General features: G+C 39.2%; 20 protein-coding genes and 1 pseudogene. 6 read left to right on the top strand and 15 right to left on the bottom strand.

Annotated features, from left to right (window positions below; translation table 11 throughout):
* Positions 1-117: 117 nt before the first annotated feature.
* A complete protein-coding gene (locus IGI49_RS14645; RefSeq protein ID WP_207701355.1) occupies positions 118-336 on the bottom strand; it encodes a transcriptional regulator in 219 nt (72 codons plus the stop codon).
* Positions 337-476: 140 nt separating this feature from the next.
* On the opposite strand from IGI49_RS14645, the gene IGI49_RS14640 reads away from it, so the two are divergent.
* The 5 genes from IGI49_RS14640 (at position 477) to IGI49_RS14620 (ending at position 4,938) form a co-directional block, all read left to right on the top strand.
* Complete coding sequence (locus tag IGI49_RS14640; RefSeq protein WP_207701354.1) at positions 477-794, top strand: helix-turn-helix domain-containing protein; 318 nt, start codon at positions 477-479, stop codon at positions 792-794.
* Positions 795-1,268: 474 nt separating this feature from the next.
* A complete protein-coding gene (locus tag IGI49_RS14635) occupies positions 1,269-3,452 on the top strand; it encodes a hypothetical protein (RefSeq protein WP_429962291.1) in 2,184 nt (727 codons plus the stop codon).
* A 12-nt stretch (positions 3,453-3,464) separates the two neighbouring features.
* Positions 3,465-3,983 carry a hypothetical protein gene (locus IGI49_RS14630; protein WP_429962290.1) on the top strand — a complete coding sequence of 173 codons (519 nt, stop codon included), beginning with the start codon at positions 3,465-3,467 and terminating at the stop codon, positions 3,981-3,983.
* Positions 3,984-4,038: 55 nt separating this feature from the next.
* Positions 4,039-4,674 (top strand): hypothetical protein, encoded by a 636-nt coding sequence (locus IGI49_RS14625; RefSeq protein ID WP_429962289.1) that lies wholly within the window; start codon positions 4,039-4,041, stop codon positions 4,672-4,674.
* Between the two features lie 27 nt (positions 4,675-4,701).
* Complete coding sequence (locus IGI49_RS14620; protein WP_429962288.1) at positions 4,702-4,938, top strand: LPXTG cell wall anchor domain-containing protein; 237 nt, start codon at positions 4,702-4,704, stop codon at positions 4,936-4,938.
* A 65-nt stretch (positions 4,939-5,003) separates the two neighbouring features.
* On the opposite strand, the gene IGI49_RS14615 is transcribed toward IGI49_RS14620, so the two are convergent.
* From IGI49_RS14615 to IGI49_RS14550, 14 genes are all read right to left on the bottom strand, one after another.
* On the bottom strand, positions 5,004-5,876 hold the full coding sequence (locus IGI49_RS14615; protein ID WP_429962287.1) for an ROK family protein: 873 nt from the start codon (positions 5,874-5,876) through the stop codon (positions 5,004-5,006).
* A 9-nt stretch (positions 5,877-5,885) separates the two neighbouring features.
* Positions 5,886-7,256: a glycoside hydrolase family 1 protein gene (locus tag IGI49_RS14610; RefSeq protein ID WP_429962286.1), complete on the bottom strand. Its 1,371-nt coding sequence runs from the start codon at positions 7,254-7,256 to the stop codon at positions 5,886-5,888.
* Positions 7,257-7,271: 15 nt separating this feature from the next.
* Entirely contained in the window at positions 7,272-8,066 is a 795-nt protein-coding gene (locus IGI49_RS14605) for a MurR/RpiR family transcriptional regulator (protein WP_207704590.1), read from the bottom strand.
* 10 nt (positions 8,067-8,076) lie between these two features.
* Positions 8,077-10,698: a glycoside hydrolase family 38 C-terminal domain-containing protein gene (locus IGI49_RS14600; protein ID WP_429962285.1), complete on the bottom strand. Its 2,622-nt coding sequence runs from the start codon at positions 10,696-10,698 to the stop codon at positions 8,077-8,079.
* Between the two features lie 62 nt (positions 10,699-10,760).
* Positions 10,761-11,213, bottom strand: coding sequence for a PTS sugar transporter subunit IIA (locus IGI49_RS14595; RefSeq protein ID WP_429962284.1), 453 nt, complete (start codon positions 11,211-11,213; stop codon positions 10,761-10,763).
* A 20-nt stretch (positions 11,214-11,233) separates the two neighbouring features.
* Positions 11,234-12,769: a PTS fructose transporter subunit IIC gene (locus tag IGI49_RS14590; RefSeq protein ID WP_429962283.1), complete on the bottom strand. Its 1,536-nt coding sequence runs from the start codon at positions 12,767-12,769 to the stop codon at positions 11,234-11,236.
* 600 nt (positions 12,770-13,369) lie between these two features.
* Positions 13,370-13,732 carry a DUF2726 domain-containing protein gene (locus IGI49_RS14585; protein ID WP_429962282.1) on the bottom strand — a complete coding sequence of 121 codons (363 nt, stop codon included), beginning with the start codon at positions 13,730-13,732 and terminating at the stop codon, positions 13,370-13,372.
* A 169-nt stretch (positions 13,733-13,901) separates the two neighbouring features.
* A complete protein-coding gene (locus IGI49_RS14580) occupies positions 13,902-14,219 on the bottom strand; it encodes a C-terminal helicase domain-containing protein (protein WP_429962281.1) in 318 nt (105 codons plus the stop codon).
* A 106-nt stretch (positions 14,220-14,325) separates the two neighbouring features.
* The gene (locus IGI49_RS14575) at positions 14,326-14,952 is read right to left on the bottom strand and encodes a hypothetical protein (RefSeq protein ID WP_429962280.1); all 627 of its coding nucleotides are present in this window, start codon (positions 14,950-14,952) and stop codon (positions 14,326-14,328) included.
* Between the two features lie 23 nt (positions 14,953-14,975).
* Positions 14,976-15,425 (bottom strand): TIR domain-containing protein, encoded by a 450-nt coding sequence (locus IGI49_RS14570; RefSeq protein ID WP_429962279.1) that lies wholly within the window; start codon positions 15,423-15,425, stop codon positions 14,976-14,978.
* Positions 15,415-16,425 (bottom strand): thymidylate synthase, encoded by a 1,011-nt coding sequence (locus tag IGI49_RS14565; protein ID WP_429962278.1) that lies wholly within the window; start codon positions 16,423-16,425, stop codon positions 15,415-15,417. Before IGI49_RS14565 ends, IGI49_RS14570 begins: the two co-directional genes overlap by 11 nt.
* A complete protein-coding gene (locus IGI49_RS14560) occupies positions 16,422-18,080 on the bottom strand; it encodes a nucleotide kinase domain-containing protein (RefSeq protein WP_429962277.1) in 1,659 nt (552 codons plus the stop codon). Before IGI49_RS14560 ends, IGI49_RS14565 begins: the two co-directional genes overlap by 4 nt.
* 55 nt (positions 18,081-18,135) lie before the next feature.
* Positions 18,136-19,287: a helix-turn-helix domain-containing protein gene (locus tag IGI49_RS14555; RefSeq protein WP_429962276.1), complete on the bottom strand. Its 1,152-nt coding sequence runs from the start codon at positions 19,285-19,287 to the stop codon at positions 18,136-18,138.
* Positions 19,288-19,324: 37 nt separating this feature from the next.
* Entirely contained in the window at positions 19,325-20,056 is a 732-nt protein-coding gene (locus IGI49_RS14550) for a DUF5986 family protein (RefSeq protein ID WP_429962275.1), read from the bottom strand.
* Positions 20,057-20,303: 247 nt separating this feature from the next.
* Between IGI49_RS14550 and IGI49_RS14545 the strand changes: the two are divergent.
* Positions 20,304-21,443 (top strand): annotated as a pseudogene (locus IGI49_RS14545) (IS3 family transposase).
* Positions 21,444-21,571: the final 128 nt, after the last annotated feature.

Below are 21,571 nucleotides of genomic sequence, written 5' to 3'. Positions count from 1 at the left end.
ATACCTTCTTCCTGTCTTTACTTTTCCTCTATTGCGGCAATTACTCGGATACATCGTGTAACCAATCATAGAAAAGTACGCTAAAACTCATTTAAATTTTTTAATTCTATAAATAAATTATTGACTCAAAACAAACAATTTGTCAAAATCTTTTTCAGATAATTCGAATGCCAACAGCAATTTCGCTATTAATTGACTCCCAACACCTCTATCTCCATTCAAAATCCGATAAATGGTTGAGGGTGCAACCTCCATTCTCCCTGCCAACGAATAAACATCATCCCCGTTTTGCCTCATCATGCGCTCCAATTCCAGTTTATTTAGTCTAATTTTCATTGGTCCACCTCCGTTGCCTTATGTCAATAAGATAAATCAAATATTGACAAAAGGCAATAGTTTTACTATTTATTATACAATTGCCTTTTGTAATTGTTGCCAATTGGCTATATAGTAATAATGAAGAGAGGGGATTTCTTATGGACTTCGGAAAAAAATTAAAAGACCTGCGTGAATCGAAGGGATTAGGTGTGAATCAGCTGGCACTTAAATCTGGCGTAAGTGCCTCGAACATCTCGCGTTTTGAAAACGGTCAAAGGAAAGGCCCGACTCTTGAAACGGTAAAAAAATTATCGAAGGCGTTAGGAGTGTCTATTTCCTATTTTGATGATGACCAGCTGAAGCCGGCCGAACTAATTGCCGCCCATATCGATGAAGATATTATTGAGGAACAAATCGAAGATATCATTAATTATATTGAATTTATTAAACAAAAGAATGCTCAAAATAAAGAATAGAAGGATTTCTCGCCATTACTATTCTATTCCACTCAAATCACAAATAATCAAAAGAAAAAAGAGTGAATCCACTCTTTTTTCTTTTGCCCTCTCAAAAAATGATAACGCACGTTATTTTTCTCCATCCAATCCTCAATCAAACACCTCCAGATCAAGCTTTTGTTCAAAATGAAGCAGTAAATTTGTCTTATTTGAACTTCTCCCTTACAATAAGTTAATCAAAATCTTCCTTATTTATCCTAATTATTATATAACAAAAACAACGGATAATGATTTTGTAATTAAAATGTATTCAGTTGATAAGTGAGCGACAAGAAATATTATAATTTATTTCTACAAGAAAACAAGACATTAATTTTATCTTAAAAAGAGAAAAAAATATTTATCTCCTCCTTTTTTTTGGATAAAATATGAAATGTATTATAAAATAGTTATTTTCCTTAAAATAGCAACAAACCGAAAGGGGTGGTTAGAATGAAAAGGAAGATCACATTCCTAGCTACGCTTTTTTTGTTTATGAATGCTGCTCAGCTACCTGCCTGGGCGGAAGAAACATCCACTATCGATACCTCTTCCACCGAACAAACAAGCCAAACGACGAGTATAGAACAAGAAAGCACAACTGAAATAGCATCTACGGAGCACGAAGCCGAGTCTTCAAGCACTAGTACAGAAGAGTCCATAACTCATGAAGACTCCACGGATAATTCAACCGAGAGCTCTAGTGAAGCTGAACAAGAAGTACAGGAAGCACCCACAGCTAAAGTGGCAGCGCTGGCCGCAGCTGGAGATGGCACTGAAACGAATCCGTACCGGGTAACAAACTTTCAGGAATTGAAGGATGCCCTAGCCACCTCAGTAGCGTCTGGACAAACACAATATATTCAGCTGCAAAATGACATTGTTTATAATACTACTGGTACTTCTATCAAGCAAAATACAGTAATTGACGGCAATGGTTATGCTCTTTTGTACGATGGGACAGCTTACGGTACGGCTCACTTTGGTACAGGTGCAAACAATATAAGTGTTACATATAAGAATTTAACTTTTGGCAACAGTACTTATCCCAACAGTTCTTGGTATGGGATTCTCTATACCTCGAATAGCAATGTTTCATTCACCGTTGAGAATGTTAATTATACTATCCAAAGGGGCAGTCAACCTTTTTGGGGAAACAATAATGCTGGGAATACCTTAACCTTCAAGGGAAAAAATAATTTTAGTTCCTCTGGTAATTCTTACGGTGGTGAATTTGTTGAGGGCTATCGTTCTGTTACCTTCGCTGAAGGCAGCGACACTACTATCTACAATGATTCAACTGATGCTACCGCTATTTTCTATAGTACCAGCCAATCAGTCACGGTAGAAAAAAACGCGTCACTAGCCATTGAATCCAGCAAGACGTATCTTTTTTATGGCGGTGCTGCCTTAAATGTCCAAGAACAAGGGAATTTCTCCTATAAAAATATTTACGGAGTCAACTCTACGTCAAGTACAGCAACCTTATCTACAGGAACACTGACTGCTAACTTTGCTAAGGACTCAATTGGACATTTCACAACGGATGTTAACGGCTTTTCTGGTTCCAATCCGATTATCAATCTGAACTCACCAGATTACGTTGTTTTTGATTCAACAAGCTCATCTAGACAAGTTCTGGGTTCAATGAATCCCATCTTTAGACGAGCAGATTCAGATACGTCTTTGTATAAGATCGCCTATTTAACTGCGAGTGGACAAAAGGATTACGTTCCTAGAGTAGCTACGGGTTCAAGCTACACTGTTACATCCGGCAATATTGGCAGTGGTTATTCAGTCGCATACGCCAAAATGCCTACCATTGAAGATGTGTCAGCGACTCCAACTACTGGACAAGACATTAGTACTATCGATGCACAAATAAACAGTGCTGCACCAGCAACTGCTGTAAGCAGCAAGGTTCAGTATAAGCTAGCAACCAAGCAGCTCTATAGTGGGGATATTACTGCTGATGCTGCTCAAACCAGTATCGAACAGGCTGGAACAGCAGAAGGAGTCGCTCAGACAGCTGACACTGTTCTGCCAGGAAATACGACACCAGCTGGAGCAGATTCGAAGCACGCATTTACTCAGTTGCCTGCCCAAAATTATTATTTGTATGCCAAGGCTAACGATCAACGCATTGCAGGTTATACCTTCGATACTTTGTGGAAGGAAACTTCAGCGGAAGTACCGCCCTACGTGCAGATCTTATTTTCAACTAATGCGATGGCATTCGACAGTCCGATCCCTGGGCAATTTGGTAAACAGCAAAATCTAGACAGCTATACCGTGCGCAATGCTGGCAATGTTCCAACAGAAACGCGCTTAACCAAGATTACTCGCAACAGCGACAGCTCTGAAAAGCTTTCCTTAGTTGATCAATTTGATACTCACGATCAGGAGCTGATTTTATCACTGATTGCTGAAAAAGCAGACAGTGGCGAAAAAATAACCTTGGGCCCTTTAAGTGAGCAGGATCCCTTGAATCTAGATGCTGTTACATTGAATCCTTTTTGGGATACCGATGCTCAGGCTGACCTGTATTTGGCTGGAGATTATTCCGGTCCAATGATTGGACCACAAAAATTCAGCTATCGTTTTTCTTTTGCTATTTCAGAAATTACGACAAATTAGAAGGAGGCAATCATGGAAGAAAAAAAGAAACGCAAAAAATGGTTGCTGCTTTTAGCTCTTTTGCTGCTGCTTATTGGCGGCTACGGCATTTACCACTTCTTTTTCGCACCGAAGCCGCAAGCAATGTCGGTGATCAGCGGTGACTTTTTACCCGAAGGAAAAGATGCGAAGAAAATGTCGGATAAAGAGCTGGCTGATCTTGCTCAGCAGAAAGCAGACGAAAGCAACTTTAATATGATGATTGCTTCAGAAGCAACCATCAATAGCGAAACACAGCAAGGGCAATTACCGATCAAGAATCCTGAAAGTAATGCCTATCCGGTCAATGTCGAAATCAAAGACGATCAAACCGGTGACATCATTTACACCTCAGGAGCAATTCTTCCCGGGGAGGAAATTGATCAAGTTCACTTGGATAAGCCGTTAGCCAAGGGAACACATCAAACTACGGCAACCTTTAGCCTGTATGATGCTCAAACGAAGAAAAAACAGGGCGAGGTCTCAGCAGGTGTCACAATTTTAGTGAACTAAATTTGGGCTACACAATTAATTTTGTTTATATATATATACTTAGGAGGAAAACAGAATGAAAAAATTATTAGCTATATTATTAACAACCGGCATCGCTTTAGGAGCAGCGCCGCTTGTCTTTGCCGCAGATGGTACCGAAAGTGCCAGTCAACAAACAGTTAACGGTCAATCGACTGCAGATATTGAGATCAACGGAACATTAGGTGCCGATAACACTGATCCAGATGCAACAATCCCAGAAGGTGATGTAAACTGGATCAACGTTACCGTCCCTACTACAACCATCTTCTACAATACTGCAAGCGACACTAGCATTAAAGCGCCAAACTATTCAATCGTTAACAACTCTGGACGACCAGTTACCGTTTCAGCAAATGGCTTCACTGGAGATGCTGGTAACCAAACATTACCGTCAGACTTTAACTTGAAGCTTGACGTAACAGGAGCAGCAGGCGTTACTGCTACAACTGCTTCTACCAGCTTGGTTACTAACGGTTCATTGGCAACGCCATTGAACTCAGAATTAATCACTTTGGCGAACAGCAAAAATCAATTAGCTGCTGCGGATACTGCAGCAACACCTGAGAAAAACAAAGCAACCTTTACTTACTCTGGAAGTGCAACAGCTGAGTCACAACAACAGCTAAAATACACCTTGAACCTAAAATTCGATGCAGTGAAATGGAACTAAGCATTTCCTGCTGGATGAGGTGATTACATGGATACGGATATCGAGGTTTACGGTCAATTAGGACTTGAAGCTCCTGCTCCTGAAGCACCCGCTGAATCAGAACAGCCGCCTGAAAAAAATGAGCAGCTTGTTCCTCACTATGTGGTGCAGCAGCAATCGTATCCTAAAACCGGTGATACCAATCAACTATTTCTTTTCTCTTTCTTGGGCCTGCTGCTGGTTATACTAGCCGTTTGGCTCAAGAAAAAGCTGAGTGAGTCCTAAATTAAAAGACAAGCAAACTTGATCTTCATAAGATCGAATTTGCTTGTCTTTTTTCATAGTAACCGCTATTTTTCGTTCTTCGCAAAGGTTCGTTCAAAATTTAACGCCGCCCCAACTAAATTGGCATCATTTTGAAACGCACAGCAGCGAACCTGAGGCATGATTTCTTCCACCTGCTCCTCTTTCAACAAATGCTTGAGCCGACTGGCAATCTCTTCTGCCAGTTCTGGTCGTTTTGAAACACCGCCGCCTAAAATGATCAGCTCAGGATCCAGAGTTACTTGAATATTGTACAGATTATTGGCGATCCTTTGATACATATCATCTAAATAGTTAGCAGCCAGTTGATCTCCTGCTTCACTTAACCAAAAGAGGTCCTTTCCTTCAACTGCTTTAGCGGTTTGCTTCGTATAGAAATTTGCAGCCTTCACTAAGGTGCCATTTTTACTGAAGGTCTGTGTATCCATACTCTTCATTAAACCAAATTCGCCGCCAAAAAGATTGCTGCCTTTATAAAGCTGGCGTTGAATAAAAATTGCGCCACCAACCCCGGTACCTAAAACCACAAATACCATGTTTTGGGCATCTCGGCCGGCTCCCAGTTCTACTTCCGCAATCCCGGCACAGTTGGCATCATTTTCAATCGCTACTGGCAGATTTAAGCAGCTTTCCAGTTCGTCAAAAATCGGTCGGTGGTGAATGTACTCAACCGCGCTGATTCCCAAGATCTGTCTTTTGGCAACATCCACTGCACCGGGTGAGCTGATTGCTGCCCCTTCGATGGGTTGATCATATTGCTGAATCGTTTGGCGAAACTTATTTAATAATGCTTCATAATTTTGCGGCGTCGCAAAAGAATCTACCTTTGTTAAACGCCCGTTGGTCCATAAGCCATGCTTTACTGCCGTACCGCCAATATCAAATACTGCTAAGCTCATTCTCTTCACCTAAAATCCATTTTTTTCTGCGGTTGCTTTAAACCACAAACCGCTCTTCTTCACTGAACGTTCATAGGTCGCTAAGTCCATGGAATAAAAACCATAACGATTCCGATAGCCGTTTAACCAGGACCAGCAGTCAACAAAGGTCCACGCATGATAACCGAAGCAGTTGCTGCCTTCGCTAATCCCCTGATACAAATAGTCTAAATGCTCCTGCATAAATTCAATCCGGTAATCGTCCTCAATCATCCCAGACGCATTCATGAAACGTTCCTCGTCGGCTACGCCCATCCCATTTTCACTGACGTACCAAGGAATATTGTTATACGTTTCCTTCATCATTATTGCTACATCATAAAGCGCTTTAGGGTAAATTTCCCATCCCCGATAAGGATTGATCCTCTTTTCCGGCCAATCATAGGCTGCGTAAAAATCATGAGGCATTTTGGCTGGAGACTCGGCATGTTCAGGCGCCTGCACTCGCCGCGGCTGGTAATAATTTAACCCAATGAAGTCCACTGTATTTTCTTCAAGCAGTGCTACATCGCCAGCTTTTACAGCTGGAAGCAAATCATTCTCCGCTAAAAGAGTCACCAGCTCCTCTGGAACATTTCCCAGTACAGCCGGATCTAAGAAACTGCGCGTGTTCAACAGGTCAGAACGCTGAGCTGCCAATTGGTCTTCCGCCGAGTCGCTTCGGGGATAACTAGGAGAGATATTCAAGATAATCCCGATTTCACCCTTTGGCAGGACCTTCCTAAAGGCTTCCACTGCTTGAGCATGAGCCAATAAGGTATGATAGCCGACTTGAACTGCCCGCTTAAAATCAACAATCGCCGGATAATGGTATTGATACAAATAGCCACACTCCACATGGACCATCGGCTCATTAAAGGTCGTCCATTTTTTTACCAAGTCGCCAAATAATTCAAAAGCTGTTTCAGCATAATAAGCAAAAGCTGCCACTGAATCCCGGCTTTCCCAGCCTCCTTGATCCATCAGCCACATCGGCAGGTCAAAGTGAAACAGGTTAATAATCGGCTCAACGCCATGATCCAGCATTGCTTGAAAATACTTACGATAGAAGATAGCCGCTTCTTGATTGACCGTTTTTCCATCTGGTAATAAGCGTGTCCAGGCAATCGAGGTTCGTACCGAATTCATGCCAATTGCCTGCATTCGCTGGCAATCAGCTGCGTACTTATCGTACATCTTAGACGTATCTGCGGGTCCTTGATTCTGATTGAATTTTTCTGGTGCCTCCGCAAACCAGTAATCCCAGGTAGAGGCTGATTTGCCATGACTTAAGCTTTGTCCCTCTGTTTGAGGAGCCGACATGGCTGCTCCCCATAAAAAATGCTCAGGAAATTTTTTCATTGGTTCATCGATCCTTTATTTGTGTAATATTTGCTCCGATTCCAGCCACTGCTTGAGAGAATCGGAGTACAGATGAATGTAGCGTTCATAAACCATATCCAGCTGAATGAGGATAGGAATTTGCGGGGAAATGTTCCCCAGCGATTCTTCTCGGGTAAAGCTGGCTGCGATTAGCACTACATTGGCGTAAGGAATCAGCTGAGAAAACTGATTGGAGGTAATCAACAGGATTGGTACCCCGCGAACTTTCGCGATCTTCATCGCCTCCAGCAGTTCCTCATCATCCCCCCGCAAGGTTGAGACCACAATTAATTCATCCTGATTGGCAAAATTAGCCGACATTAAAATCGAATTCTCATCAGCAATGACCCGTACATATTTGCCGACTCGGGAAAACTTAAATTGAAAATCCGCTCCGGCATAGGAATTGAACCCTTTGCCGAAGAAATGAATAATTTTGTGCTGATGCAAATAGCCGCAAAAAGCATCGACTATTTCTTTCGAATACGTACTGTCACTGCGCGTTGCCAAGGAATGATAGGCCGCCGTCACTTTAGAAGCTACCGACAGATCCGACTCATCCTTATCCAGCGAAAGCTTGTACAAGAAGATCAGTTCCTTGTAATTGTTCAAGCCGATTTTTTTACAAAATCTAGTAATTGACGCTTTTGAGACCGCCAAATGTTCAGACAGCTGGTCTATATTTTTAGGGGCCTGCTGCTTACTCAAAAAATAATCGGCGATCACTTGCTCCACCGCTGTAAAATTCAACCGACAGGACTCAATTAAAATGAAAATATCTTCTTGCATGTTCTTCTCCTCAGTTCACGATCTGAATCGTTTTTATTTCGCCAGGTTTGACTGTTCCAATAGTAATCTTATCATTTTTTTCGACTGGTAAAATGGGAGTTCCTTTAAGATCCTCAAAGGTATAGCTCATTTCGGTAGGACCAAGAATGTAGCCACCCTCCACTGCTTCGCGGGTACTTGGATTAAACACTCTCAGCTCAAAGCCCGCACCTGCCTTTGATTTTGCCAATGAGCTGAACACCAGCTTTTCGCTCACCAAGGTAAGCTGCTCTTTTTGAACCAGCTTCTCCGGTAAAGGATTGGAAACAAAATATTTCAGTGTCGAGGTGAAGCGATTCATTTCCTGCAGCTGATAAAACGGACAGGACAGAGCATAATTCAGATAGTCCTTTGCCAGTTTGGCTGGGCAATATGTTTGCTCCAATTGCAGCGCGAATTTGAAGGTCATTTTTTTCTGCAGCTGACTATCAGGTGTTGCAATGTACTTAAACTCATTACCAGAAGCAACTCCTGGCCGACGAATTAAATCAGGTCGTCCTAAGAAACCGACAGAACGGAACAGAGTCAAAGCTATCGTTCCGAAAGCTTCCCCTATAAATTGATATTCCTTCATGCCTTTGGTGAACACCGTCCAGCTGGAGGCTTCATTGTGACTGTTAACATAGCTCAGCATTGGAAAAATCGCCGTCGGTTCCTCGCGCCATCCCAGCTCCTGCCAGTCCACAATGTGCTGATCCTCTACCTCACGCTCAATTGTTCCAAAGGGCGTATCGGTATAAGAGAACTTATTTTGATGAGGGGTGTTGATCAATACCCGCATCCGATGATCACAGGCTGTGTTATCAATTTCCAAATGGCACTCAAGCTGACGACTGCCCTTTTTCAACGAAAGCACCAGTTCATAGTCTACTGATTGGCTGCGTTGTTTATTTTTTCTCTCGGTTAAATCCTTCGCAACATACCACTTTCCAGTAAATTTAAGCTCTGATAAAAGCGGACGTTCATTAACCTGACAGTCGGCATCCGCTAAGCTCAATAGATACTGATCGTCCTCATACGGTGGAGAATAATCATAGGTATCTCCTTCGTCTCCACTATCCTCAAAGGTCAGAATATTTTCATACTGCTGATTGTCCTGTTTGGTAATTAGAGACAGTTGACCCGCTTCGAAAAACAGCCGGTAGTAGTCATTTTCAATCAAAGGTTTTCCAGCTTGCGTTTGATCCGTTTCAGGCAAACTGCTTTGTGCTTCAACTACCTGATAGGTTTCAAAGCTCAAGGAAGGCAGCTCTACCTCTAGCGCAATTCGATGAATGAAATAGTATTGCTCTGGGTTCTGATCCTTTTCCAACCGACGTATGGAGCCGGCATATTCTTTCTTCGTTTCCAGTAAATCGTAGGGAATAGACTGTCCGTCTTTTTCGATGGTGAACTGCTCATAGGTAGTAGACAGCTCACAATGCATTACCTTTTTCACTGGCCAAGGAACCGTGTTGAAAATCACTAGATCATCGTTGGCTGCTGCCCCTCGCGACTCCGCAATTTTCCGAGTCAGATAATCAACTAAAGAATAGGACAGCTGATCCGCTTCAACAAAGCGATCCAAAATGATTTGATTGGTTTTGTCGCTGTTGCAGCCGCCTGCTGAATCATGGGCTTGGTTTTTGTTCAACAGCTTCCAAATCCGATCAAGAAGCCCTTTTTTGTAAGGAATGCCATAGGACTCTGCCATCACCATTAACGGCTCCAGCTGATAAATCATCCGCCGCTCGATCTTGTCATTCAGGTATTTATGATCGTAGCGGGAGGAATAAATCGAGCGATGAATTTTCGATACCGAGCTGGAAATAAACTCGCCTTCTACCGTTGGCAGGTCGTTTTCCTCAATCGCTTCAAAGAAATCTTCATAGCTGCTCTCCACCAACTCAACCTCAGGCAGTGCCTGATTGTACCGCTGGATTCGTTCCCGCAGGTTAAAATCGACATACCGCTGATCGCCGCCTACCGGCAAGACCAACTCATTGCCCGTCGCTCCTTCCCCGATGGTCTCGATCAGCTCCTGATACTCATCGGTATAAATCAAGCCGACACCTACAAAATAACCATTCTTAATATTGGAAGCCAGCACCTGCGAGCCATCCTCCGCCTGCCAGTAAAATTCCCGCTTGGTGGTAACATCATTAGGAACTCCGCGCCAAAAAACGGTTTGATCGATGCCAAAGCCATTATAAATTTTCGGCATGTCTTTGCTTTGACCAAAGGAGTCCGGCAGGTAGCCAATTTTCATAGCTCCACCCAGCTCTTCGGCCAGCTCCATCCCCAGCTGCAGATTTCTAACAATTGATTCCCCACGAACAATCAGCTCGTCGGTTTGCGTATACCAAGGACCAATTTTCAATTTGCCCTCAGTCACTAGCTTTCGCAGCCGCTCCTTTTGTTCCGGGAAGCTTTGCAGGTACTCATCCAGAATACTCATTTGACCATCCAGCAGGTATTGATCAATTTTGTTTTCCTCCAAAGCCGTCATCACCTCGTCCAAATGATAGGTTAATTGGACAAACGACTCATTATTGGTAAAGTACCATTCAAAATCCCAATGGGTGTGGTGGATTACGTGAACTTTTTTCTTCATACTCTCAGTCCTAACAAGCAATTTTTAAATAAAACTGGAGCAGCAGCTGCCCCAGTTTCCGATTAAAAAGCAATCTGATCGATAATTTCCGTTAATTTTTCCGGATCATTCTCGTTTAAGACGCCTTCTCTAAAGTTTTGATCAATTAATTTGCGAGCAATCAAGCTCAACAGCTTCAAATGCTCCGCGGAACCCTCCTCAGGAATCGTTAAGGCAAACGCCACATTTACTGGCTTGCCATCCAATGCATTCCAGGGAATATCCTGTTCAAATTTCACTAAAAACATACCCGGCCTTAAATTAGTGGTGCTTTTGCAATGGGGAATGGCAATGTGGTCCTTAAAACCAGTCGTTGCCTCCTTTTCCCGTTCCTTTAGTCCTTCAAGATAAGTCTGTTTATCTTGGACGAAGCCTAACTGATCTGCGAAATTCGCAATCACTTGAAAAGCTTCCTCTTGAGTAGTGGCTGTTTGATCCACTAAAATATGTTCTTGGTTAAATACTTCTGCATTCATCATTCATCATCCTAACTAGTTTAGTCGTGGGCCGTCTCAATAAAACCTTGCTCAGCCTCGTCTTTTTCCTCTTGTTCCATAATTGCTGTCTCCACGGTCTGCTTTCGAGTAAAGCCGATCAGCAGTGCCGTAGTCAAAATCCCAGCACAAACACATAATATCCAAGTAATGAAAGGAACTGGCTGTTCAATGTAGCCGATAAAGGTTCCTAACGGCGAACCAATCCCGCCATAGAATTTACAGCCGGTCGCTGCAGCTAGTCCGCCAGCTACTGCTGAACCCACCACATTGGAGAAAATCATGCGAAGCGGATCAGCTGCTACAAAGGGAATCGCACCTTCTGTAACGCCGACAATTCCCATACCAAAGGCTGCCGTTGCGGCCACTTTTTCGTCCTTTGAAAATTTCTTCTTGAAAATAATTGTTGCCAACCACACACCCAGAGGCGCTACTGAAATCGCTGCTTGTGTCGCAGTTCCCGGAACAAAGTTCGCTCCATCAATTCCATATTTAGCTAAGGTGTCGGTGAAAATCGCTGTACCAAATACCAACGCCGTTTTATTAATTGGACCGCCTAAGTCAAACCCAATCATCGCACCACAGATAGCGCCAATTAAGATCGGTGCCCCCGCATAGCTGTTATTCAAGTTCGTTAGCCCTTCGTACATTGCATCCATTCCAATAGCGATTGGGTTTCCAATAATATAGAGCACAATCAAGGTAATAATAGCAGTCGCTACAAATGGAATAATCATAATCGGTACAATCGGCATCAACAACCGCGGCCATTTAATCTTCTTCAGACCTTTAACCATGTAGCCAACAATGAATGCAACAACAATCGCACCAATAAATCCGCCGCCAGCTTCTGTGTTCAGAAATTCTGGATCATTTACCAAGTAAGCGCCAATCATCGCCGGAGCAATCGCTGGCTTATCAGCAATCGAATTAGCAACAAAACCGGCAAATAATGGAATCATTAGCTTGAACCCGATTTGACCAACATAGAACAGCTTAGACATCAAGAAGCCCATCTGTGTTTTCGTGTCGAAGCCCCATTCCACGATACGGCCTAAATCATCCCTTTGAAACGCATACAAGTTCGCAATCGTTAAAATCAATCCCGCCGCAATAACCATCGGTACCATGTAGGAAATCCCGCTCATAATGTGAGTGAAGAAATTAACCTTGTCCTTATCATTCCCAACTTGGATCTTCCCGACCTTGGAGCCTTTCTTCCCAAAGACCTCCGCCTCGTCAAATGCCCGGTTAATCAACGCTTCAGCATCCTCAATCGCCGGGATGGATTTCGTCACATACAATCGTTTTCCACTAAAGCGAATCGGATCAATCTTAATATCCGAAGCCACTAAGACTAAATCAGCCTGCTCAATATCAGCAGCAGTTAGCACATTCTCTGCGCCAATTGCCCCGTTCGTTTCTACCTTTACCTGATAGCCCATCTTCTTGGCAGCCTGTTCAATCGATTCCGCCGCCATGTAGGTATGAGCAATTCCCGCCGCACAAGCGGTTACCGCAACAATTCTTTTTTCCATGTTGTTCCCTCCATACTAAATGTCTTCTTTAAGAAATTAAACTATTCAAGACGAAAAATAAAGCGGTTTCCCGCTTTCTGGTATTAGTATCGGAGTTTGGGTTTGGGGTGGTATTTGTTTCAGGGGGGAGAGAATGGAAAAAAAGCAGAGCGGGGTTGCTCTGCTTTAGAAATTAGTTTTATCAAAAAAATATCTATTAAAAAGAGCGTAGAACTCATTTCTCTTACATAAAGTATTTACACTTTAGTTTTAAATGAAATAAAAGATTCTAAATACTGATTATTTCCAGTATCTAGAACTTTTTTTACCGATTAACCGACTGACCCTTTCAGCAAAGGGATGGTGTTTTCTACAAGTTTCAACAGCTTATAAATGCTGTTAGATCAACATCCGTTGTTTTGGGAGGTGCCATGGAATTCTGATGATTTTTCGGGATTGGTGCTAGTTATCAAATAAAAAATAGTTCCTAACTTCATTATTTTTAGTGATAAGGGGGGTTCACTTCAATAGTTTTTCTGTAAAATCCGCGACTAATTATTTCAAATGCATCATAATACTCTTAACAGAAATCACCGTTTTAAAAATGTGAAAACTTCTAAACTAACTTTCTTCACCATCTTGGATACCACTCTTAATAATACATTCATTTAAAAATACTTTTGTTTTTCTCTCAATATTCCCCTCAGTTGTCTTCAATCTAAGTAAAGGAATCTCAGCCTTTTCTAGAATAATATTTTTAAGCGTATCACGTTCTTGCTGCACCTTTTCATCATGGCTGCCTCCACCTACTTCAATCACGCCTATAGGATTTTTCCCGACCTTATAATAAATGACGAAGTCACAGCTCGCTTTTTGCTTCATAATTTCTATTTCTCTATCAGTAAATGAATTATTTTTAATTGAGACAAGTTGAATCAAATTAATCTGCATATGAAATGTCAAAGAAACAAAATCAGCTGTCATTAAAATATCCTTTAACAAGGAAGCCATAATCTGCTCAGATTTGAAATGTGAATCCTTTAAAATCAATCGAGAATTTAACTTTTCCAGAGAGCGATCATATTCCTTATATAATAAATCAAATGCAGAGGTTACCGGGCTATCATGAATATAGTCATTAGAAGCATAGTACTTAATTAACTAAAGCTGCCAAACTTTGATTGTTTCTTGTAAACACTTCATTGCCAGTTACTAAAGTAAATTTATTGATAGCTCTTGAAACAGCTACATTCACCAAATGCGGATCATCAACAAAATCAATAGAATCTTGGCTACTTTTTTTCTTATCCAACACTGTTGAAAAAATAATCTCTTTACATTCTCTACCTTGGAATTTGTGAATTGTCACCCTAGCAAACTCCTCCGGTAAATACTTTCCTACTAAATCGACTTGATTATTATAGGGTGCAATAAATCCGATATCCTTTTCATCAGACCAGCCAACTTCCACTAGAGACTTAAATTCCCGTAGGTTAGCTCGTTTTCTTGTATGATTTCCTTTAATTGACTAATTTTATAAAAATTACTTTTTTGTATCACCTATATTAATAAAAAAGTTAGCTTGTACCATCATATCTTTGGAATCCAGAAGTAAATTTTTCTGGATATCCTATTAATTGATTGCTATCAAATTGATGTATCCAATTTATAAATTCATCAATAAATTCCTTATCATCATTTTCCTTAATATTTTTATAATTCATTCGGACATTAGTTAATCTTTCTAAGTTTGGTGGAAGCTTAACAGCATTTTTACCAAAATACCAAAATTTATTTGAGATCAAAACTTTTTCTCCACCAGTATCTCTGTTTAGATTGTGCATATTGGGTTCACCATTCTCATAGCTATGATGAGAATCAAGTTGTTCTATTTTTCCACTCTCATTAGTGTGATATATATTATCACCATATTTTTGTTGTATACTACCATTCATTACTGGCTTTTTTATTTGAAATCGACTATCCTTCCAATACTGATCGAAAGTTAGGATTTCATCTACTTGCATAGCACAAATTATCTTTCCTTTATAGATACTTGAAGCTGATCCTATACCAACTACCCAATCTCCAACTTCCGCACGTTTTCTCAGCTTAGATTTGCACGTAGCTAGTGTACACACACCATAAAATGGATTTGGAGCGAAACCATAATCTCTTTTTACAATATAATGTGATAGTTTCATTTATTATCTATCCTCCATTCAAATTAGCAGCTCGATCTATGAATACTATCATTTGGCAAAGGTGCTCCAGTAGGGTCATCCCAAATTGGAACAGCTCCATTAACAGCTTCAGCAGCCTTATCCATTCCAACTGCTGCTGATCCGAAAATTCCACCACTATCTGGTAATGAGCCTGCTTCTTCCAAGTAAATAAAAACTACTCTTTTACCCAGCATACCAGCCTTTTCGACACACCAATCAATCCATTTAACTTGGGCTGTATCTTTACCCACCAGCACTACAACAATATCAGACCATTTAACATTTTCTTCAATAACTTTTTTCATTTGTTCTGAAATATTACTGTTTGAAGAAAAAATTCTGTACACTTCATCACTGTTACGAAAAGTATGTTCAACGCCTAAAGTTCTTGGCAACTGATTAATACTCTTTTTATCTTCTCTGCTATATGCTACAAAAATTTTATTTCCCATCTTCTCTTATCTCCTTTTTTTCTTGGCTCCAATTTTCCCAAAGTTTTACATACAATTCATTCGAGCAATTAGATAAAATTTGCTCACATATTTCTCTATATCCGAGTTTATCAGCTACATATAAACTTATAATGCGCATCATATTACAGTATCCTTCTTCAGATTGATTTAGTTCAGAAAGTTCTAGCAACTTTTCCTTACTTAGTTTTTTTTGAGTAAGAAGTCTCATATTATCAAAAATTTGTGAAATTAATTTATCTGATTTTTCTTTTGTTACTCTTAGGTCATCTGTATTTTTTACATCTAGAGGAATCTGTGCACCAATCTTCTCTTTATCTCTATCATACAAATGCAAACTATCACTAAAGTGACAATATGATCCAATTTCCAAGCCTAACCATCCAGCCATTATTTCTTGAATACTTGTAAACTGAACAAAATTATATGGTAATCCAAGTAAGAGATCATTACTTCTCATAATCTGAGTCCACTCCAGCTTTCCATTTCTCACCTTCAATAGAGAACAAACATTACACGGAATATCCTCAGCTCTGGGTTGTCCATCAGAATCTGGAAAGTCTCTATCAGGGTTCCATATGGAAATTACTGTTTGTCTGCTTTCTGGATTATTTTTTAGTGCTTCATATGCGCTATTCAACTGATCAAAACCATAGGATTTCCTAATTCTTTCGCCATATGCTCCATAATAAGTATCTCCCATACCGGCGTATTGTTTCAAAGCAGGATTCCAATAATTAATAACCTGTGAATCGTTGCTGCCAGCCAGTATCCAAATCACTTCTGCTAAAGCAAATCCAATACTTACAGCAGGCACTCGACTAGATACCCATCTTTGTTTCGGATTGTCAACTTGCATGATTACATGTAAAAGTTCGGCTGTCTCACCAGTACGACTTTTCACACTATTATGAGTCTCTTTCAATTCTTTTTCTGCTTGAATCCACACATCATCTACCGTCTTCCCTTGATAAGAATTCACCGATCTATCCTCTCCCTTTTTATACTTTCATTAATCCCCCATTTAGGCGGGAAAAAGTATTCAATATTATCTCTATTACTAGTTCTGAACATTTGTTTAATACGAGTATTTTTTCCTTGGTTATATTCTGGATGTTTCACTCGAGTATATTTATCAGTTTCACAAAATATATTCTGACAATCAATCAATTGTAATTTTCGTCCCCATAAATTTGAAAACTCAAGGTTTAACCTACTTATTTCTTTTTCTTGTTTATCTGCCATCCACTTAATGACATCTTCGTAGGTATACTTACCTCGAGATTCGAAACACTTATCAATACCTCTCTTGGCACCTGGTCCTGCTACTACAAAAGACATCTCATCAAAATCACAAACTGGACTATAATTTATATCAATTGCTAGCTGAAAGGCAAGAAAACTTCCCAAAGTAGGGTATTCTAACAGTAAATGATACAGCGCTTCCAAAGAATTACATTCTTTAATTTTATTTAACAAATTATCCTTTAGCATATATTCTAATAGTTTAAGATTATTTTGATGCTTTTTAGAATGATTAAAAGAACTAACTCCCGATGGCATAATATATGCTGCGGAGTATATTTTCTTATTTTGTTCCAATTCATCCAGAAAAATTTTATCATAAACGTCGAATGAGTATGTTTTGTATGAAACTTTACCTAATTTTTCTTCTAAAGTTTCCCAAGTTTCAATCTTATTAAACAATTTAAATAGCAATATTCTAAACAAGATGTCCTTTTCATCATGTGCCTGTCCAGTTTGGTATATAACATTTCTAATTAGATACTGACTTACTCTATCTGAAGCTCTATACACATTGGTAAATTTATATTTACTCAAGATATAATCTTGCGACCAAGGAAAATTTTCATTGTTAAATCGAGCAAAAAAAATTTTTTGTCTTTCTGCAGTAAATTTCCAATATTCCGAGTAGATTGGTGATTTAATTAAAGTAGAAGAAGTATTAATTTTCTTAATGGTCTTACTTTTTTTGGGAGTACTATCATCAAAGAGAACCATCTGTAACCCTTTACAATTTTTCAAAATCTCACTCACAATTTTATTCGAAGTCTGCATTATCGTAGAATTATTAGTTATATTATGAACCAAATATTCTTGAGAGTTACTTGCAATTTTTCTATATTCATCTATTAATCGTTTATTTTCATCGGTAACAACTTGTTCAGATTGCTTCCTCTCCAAATAAAATACCTTGCTTATGTGTATATTTTCCCAATATTTAAGCTCTGGGATTAACAAGTTATTTAGTTCTTCTTTGTCAATCCCAGAAGCTACACCATAGCAAAAAGTCGACCACCAAAATCTATCTAATAAAATTAATTTCCCATTTTTCAAATCTGGAATAAGTTTCTTTTGAAGTAACTCAATATGAGCAGCGACATGTAACATTTGTAAGCTGATAGGATTGAGCTCCTCTTTAAAATACTTACCTTGTTCATGATGTATATCGTAGACAAGCTCACCTAAAGTCCCCTCTTCTTTACCGGGAAAACTGTATTTAGAAATGTCATAACCCTTTAGCTCTAACTTCTCTGAAACTTTATCCATTACTGATGACTTACCAACATCGTCAATTCCTTCAAAAATATAAATTTGACCGCCTTTTTCATTCAAAATAGTTACTCCTTCTTCAATACTAACTTCATTTTTAAATAGTCATACCTGTATTTTACTTCAAATCCATTTTTACTCCAACGCTAGCAGAGTTTACTAAATAACCTTTTTCTAGACCACAAATTTTTTCTATAATCTCATTGGACAAAAAAACACCATATTTCCTAAATATCTCGCTTGAAATAGCTTCTCGATTGATAATGTCGTTATCTACTAGAAGATCTAGTGACTGCTTTAATGCCACTGGTCGCATAGCTTGCTTAGTATCATCATATGGTTCATTTTTTCTCCATTTCCGATAATTAATTTGTTTTTGAAGCTTTACAAACTCATCAGAAGAAATTAGTTTGAGTGCTCTAGCTCGCATAATTAATGTACCTATAGAGACAAACCATATTCGTTTCAAACCTAAATACGATTCAATTTTAGCTAAATCTAGACCTTGAATGCTTTTAATAAATGCATCTTTTGGTAGTAGAAATGAAGAAGCAAAGTTATTCGCACGTTGTTCCATTTCCTTGTACTCATCTTTTTCTAATTCTTCAGGATCGTTGTTCCCTTTATCTAAAACCCAATGTCCTAGTTCATGAGCTAAACTAAATTGTTGCCTATAGAATGAATAATCGTCTCCTTCAATCATAACAATATAGTATTCACGACCATTTATATTGGCACTTCCGCCTGAGGCATCGACTTTGTTATACTCATTTTTTACGACTGAAATAACAAACCCTTTCTCTTCCATTAACCTCATAATATCGACAATAGGTGTATCCTCTAATCCCCAGTTTTTACGAAGACTCCAAGTAATTGACTCTACATCATCTAAATCTGAAATATTATGGCTTTCTATAAGCTCTGGAAAAGAAATAAATGCTTCAAAATAATCTCGAATTATTGCAGCATATTTCTTATCATATGTTGCAACTTCTTTTTCACCTTGAATTGCTGTTAATTGGCTACGGAAATAAGTTCCTTCATCTTTATATTCAAACAAATCTTTTGAAAAGAAAAACTCTCTTGGAAACCCTAACGTTTTCATTAATGTGAATGTTGACTCTAGCGGAGGAGTAGCCTTATCATTCTCATATTTTGAAATCATTTGTTTAGTAACACCTAGTTCTCTAGCAAGATTCGTAATAGACAATCCTCTATATCGTCTAGCTTCTCGTAAACGACTCCCATTAAAATTGCTGCCTAAAACCATCTTAATTCCTCCAATATTTAATTTAAATTATTACTTACTAATTTCTATTTTCTGTAATCTCATCATTGCTCTCTTTTAAATCTACTACAGACATGTCTGTTTTCTTAATTCCTGGTTTAAGTCCTACAAGTAAGCCTTTTTTGTCTACTGCTTCTTGATTTATAATGCTTGTGTAATCAGTACTTATAGCATCGCTATAGTCTGTTACTTCTACGTAATTGCCTTTACTATCTAGAAATAGCTCTTCAGCTCTAACTGCTTTACCATTAAATTCGTCAATGGTAAAAATTCGTACTTCTTTAATTTTTTCACAATATGCACCAAATAATTTTGTGTTTATTTCATTTCGTTTTTCCTTAAACTCATCTTCAAGGAGTTCTAATTGCACATTATTACTTTTATCATTTGCAGATTCATTAAACCCCAAAGCGCATAGTACATAATGATATGGATTATCTTCACAATTTTTAAGAATAAGTTTGATATTTTTATCCTTAAAAAATAAATATAGTTCTCCTTCTGAAAAAACACCAATAAATTCCCACAAAATTGATCTTGACGCTCTAATTATCACAAAACCTAATGAGTCAGCAACTTGACTGATTCGCTTGAATCTTAAATCCCAAGCAGTCATTGCACGTGAATTATATGTGATAAATCCATTATCATCCTTGATTCGCTTTTGATCTGTTTGACATTCTTCAGAAAAAGCAGCTACTATTCTTCTTTTCTCAGCTTCATTCAATATACTCACACTCCAATCATCCATTTTATTACATCTTATTTTAGCAAATAACGAAAAAAAGTCAACCTCCCCTCTTTTGAATAAGCTTTCTTGTACTCAAAAGTCTATTTAATAAAACAAAAAACTCAATCATTTCTTTATTTTCCTATTAATTTACTCTCTTAAAGAATGAATGCTAAACATAAAAAAATCGGGTGGATAGACTACACTAGACTAGACAGAAAAAATGTGGTGTGTAAACTAGAAGTAAACACACTGGAGGAAACATCTTATGTCAAACAGACAGCGACGAACATTTACCGTTTAAGCAACAAATGATTGACCTGTACAACTCAGGAAAAATAAGAGTTGAAATCATCCGAGAATACGATTTAACCCCCTCGTCATTTGATAAATGGTTACGCCAAGCGAAACAAAGCGGCTCGTTTAAAGAAGCAGATAACTTAACACCTGCTGAAAAGGAACTGATTGCTCTTCGCAAACGAAACCAACAGTTGAAACTGGAAAATGATATTTTAAGGCAAGCAGCGCTGATATTCGGACGAAAAGACAAGTAACTGATGCCAACAAGCACAAACACTCGATATCAGAGATGTGCAAAGTCTTTAACATTTCTCGACAAACATACTACTACCAACCAAAAGAGCAACCTTTCGAGGCGGAGCTGCAAGAAGCCATTACAGAAGAATTTGAGCATAGTGGAAAAACTATGGCACACGAAAAATCAAGATCGCATTGGCTCGACGGGGAATGATTGTCAGCCGGAGAAAAATCGGACGTATCATGACTTTACGTGGCTTGAAGTCTAATTATACGAAAGCCAAATTTCGTCATCACACGGCTTCAGTGAAGCATTCGCCGATTGGCAATCAGTTAAATCGTCTATTTGCCAATCGTAAGCCATTGGAGGCAATTATCACCGATTTAACCTACATACGTGTGGGTACAAAGTGGCATTATGTGTGCTTTATCATCGACTTATTCAACCTTGAAATTATTGGACACTCCTGCGGGCCCAACAAGGATGCACCGTTAGTGAAGTAGGCATTTCAACGTATCCGTTACCCGCTAACAAGCGTCTAGTTATTTCACACAGACCGTGGAAAAGAGTTTGATAACCGACTAATTGATGAGATTCTAGACACATTTAAGATTAAACGATCCTTAAGTAAAAAAGGATGTCCTTATGATAACGCTGTCGCCGAATCTACCTACAAATCATTTAAGGTAGAGTTTATTTATCCAAATAAGTTCGGCTGAGCTACAACTGAAAGTTTTTGACTACGTAAACTGGTGGAATCATTTACGAATCCATGGATCACTTGGTTATGAAACACCAATCGGCTACCGAAACCTGAGATTGACGCAACCTCCCCTTGACAATGAGCCTGGATGTGTTTGCGCTGGGTAGGGACAAGATTCCTGAATGTATGCCACGCGCCGAGGCAACCACATCTAGGGAGGCTCGTTGTCAAGGGCAGTCGGACTAGGCACCAAGCAGTTAAATATACACTACATAATTTATGTCAAAAAAGAGGT

The sequence above is a fragment of the Enterococcus sp. AZ071 genome, assembly GCF_050499065.1.
In the GTDB taxonomy this organism is placed as follows: domain Bacteria; phylum Bacillota; class Bacilli; order Lactobacillales; family Enterococcaceae; genus Enterococcus_A; species Enterococcus_A ferrettii.
Note: the sequence above shows the minus strand (reverse complement) of the source record. Positions and strands in the feature narration are given on the sequence as shown.

Bases quoted from the DNA above. Each gene is read 5' to 3' on its own strand.
- IGI49_RS14645 (WP_207701355.1), bottom strand. From the start codon at position 336: ATGAAAATTAGACTAAATAAACTGGAATTGGAGCGCATGATGAGGCAA.
- IGI49_RS14640 (WP_207701354.1), top strand. From the start codon at position 477: ATGGACTTCGGAAAAAAATTAAAAGACCTGCGTGAATCGAAGGGATTA.
- IGI49_RS14635 (WP_429962291.1), top strand. From the start codon at position 1,269: ATGAAAAGGAAGATCACATTCCTAGCTACGCTTTTTTTGTTTATGAAT.
- IGI49_RS14630 (WP_429962290.1), top strand. From the start codon at position 3,465: ATGGAAGAAAAAAAGAAACGCAAAAAATGGTTGCTGCTTTTAGCTCTT.
- IGI49_RS14625 (WP_429962289.1), top strand. From the start codon at position 4,039: ATGAAAAAATTATTAGCTATATTATTAACAACCGGCATCGCTTTAGGA.
- IGI49_RS14620 (WP_429962288.1), top strand. From the start codon at position 4,702: ATGGATACGGATATCGAGGTTTACGGTCAATTAGGACTTGAAGCTCCT.
- IGI49_RS14615 (WP_429962287.1), bottom strand. From the start codon at position 5,876: ATGAGCTTAGCAGTATTTGATATTGGCGGTACGGCAGTAAAGCATGGC.
- IGI49_RS14610 (WP_429962286.1), bottom strand. From the start codon at position 7,256: ATGAAAAAATTTCCTGAGCATTTTTTATGGGGAGCAGCCATGTCGGCT.
- IGI49_RS14605 (WP_207704590.1), bottom strand. From the start codon at position 8,066: ATGCAAGAAGATATTTTCATTTTAATTGAGTCCTGTCGGTTGAATTTT.
- IGI49_RS14600 (WP_429962285.1), bottom strand. From the start codon at position 10,698: ATGAAGAAAAAAGTTCACGTAATCCACCACACCCATTGGGATTTTGAA.
- IGI49_RS14595 (WP_429962284.1), bottom strand. From the start codon at position 11,213: ATGAATGCAGAAGTATTTAACCAAGAACATATTTTAGTGGATCAAACA.
- IGI49_RS14590 (WP_429962283.1), bottom strand. From the start codon at position 12,769: ATGGAAAAAAGAATTGTTGCGGTAACCGCTTGTGCGGCGGGAATTGCT.
- IGI49_RS14585 (WP_429962282.1), bottom strand. From the start codon at position 13,732: ATGACAGCTGATTTTGTTTCTTTGACATTTCATATGCAGATTAATTTG.
- IGI49_RS14575 (WP_429962280.1), bottom strand. From the start codon at position 14,952: ATGAAACTATCACATTATATTGTAAAAAGAGATTATGGTTTCGCTCCA.
- IGI49_RS14570 (WP_429962279.1), bottom strand. From the start codon at position 15,425: ATGGGAAATAAAATTTTTGTAGCATATAGCAGAGAAGATAAAAAGAGT.
- IGI49_RS14555 (WP_429962276.1), bottom strand. From the start codon at position 19,287: ATGGTTTTAGGCAGCAATTTTAATGGGAGTCGTTTACGAGAAGCTAGA.
- IGI49_RS14550 (WP_429962275.1), bottom strand. From the start codon at position 20,056: ATGGATGATTGGAGTGTGAGTATATTGAATGAAGCTGAGAAAAGAAGA.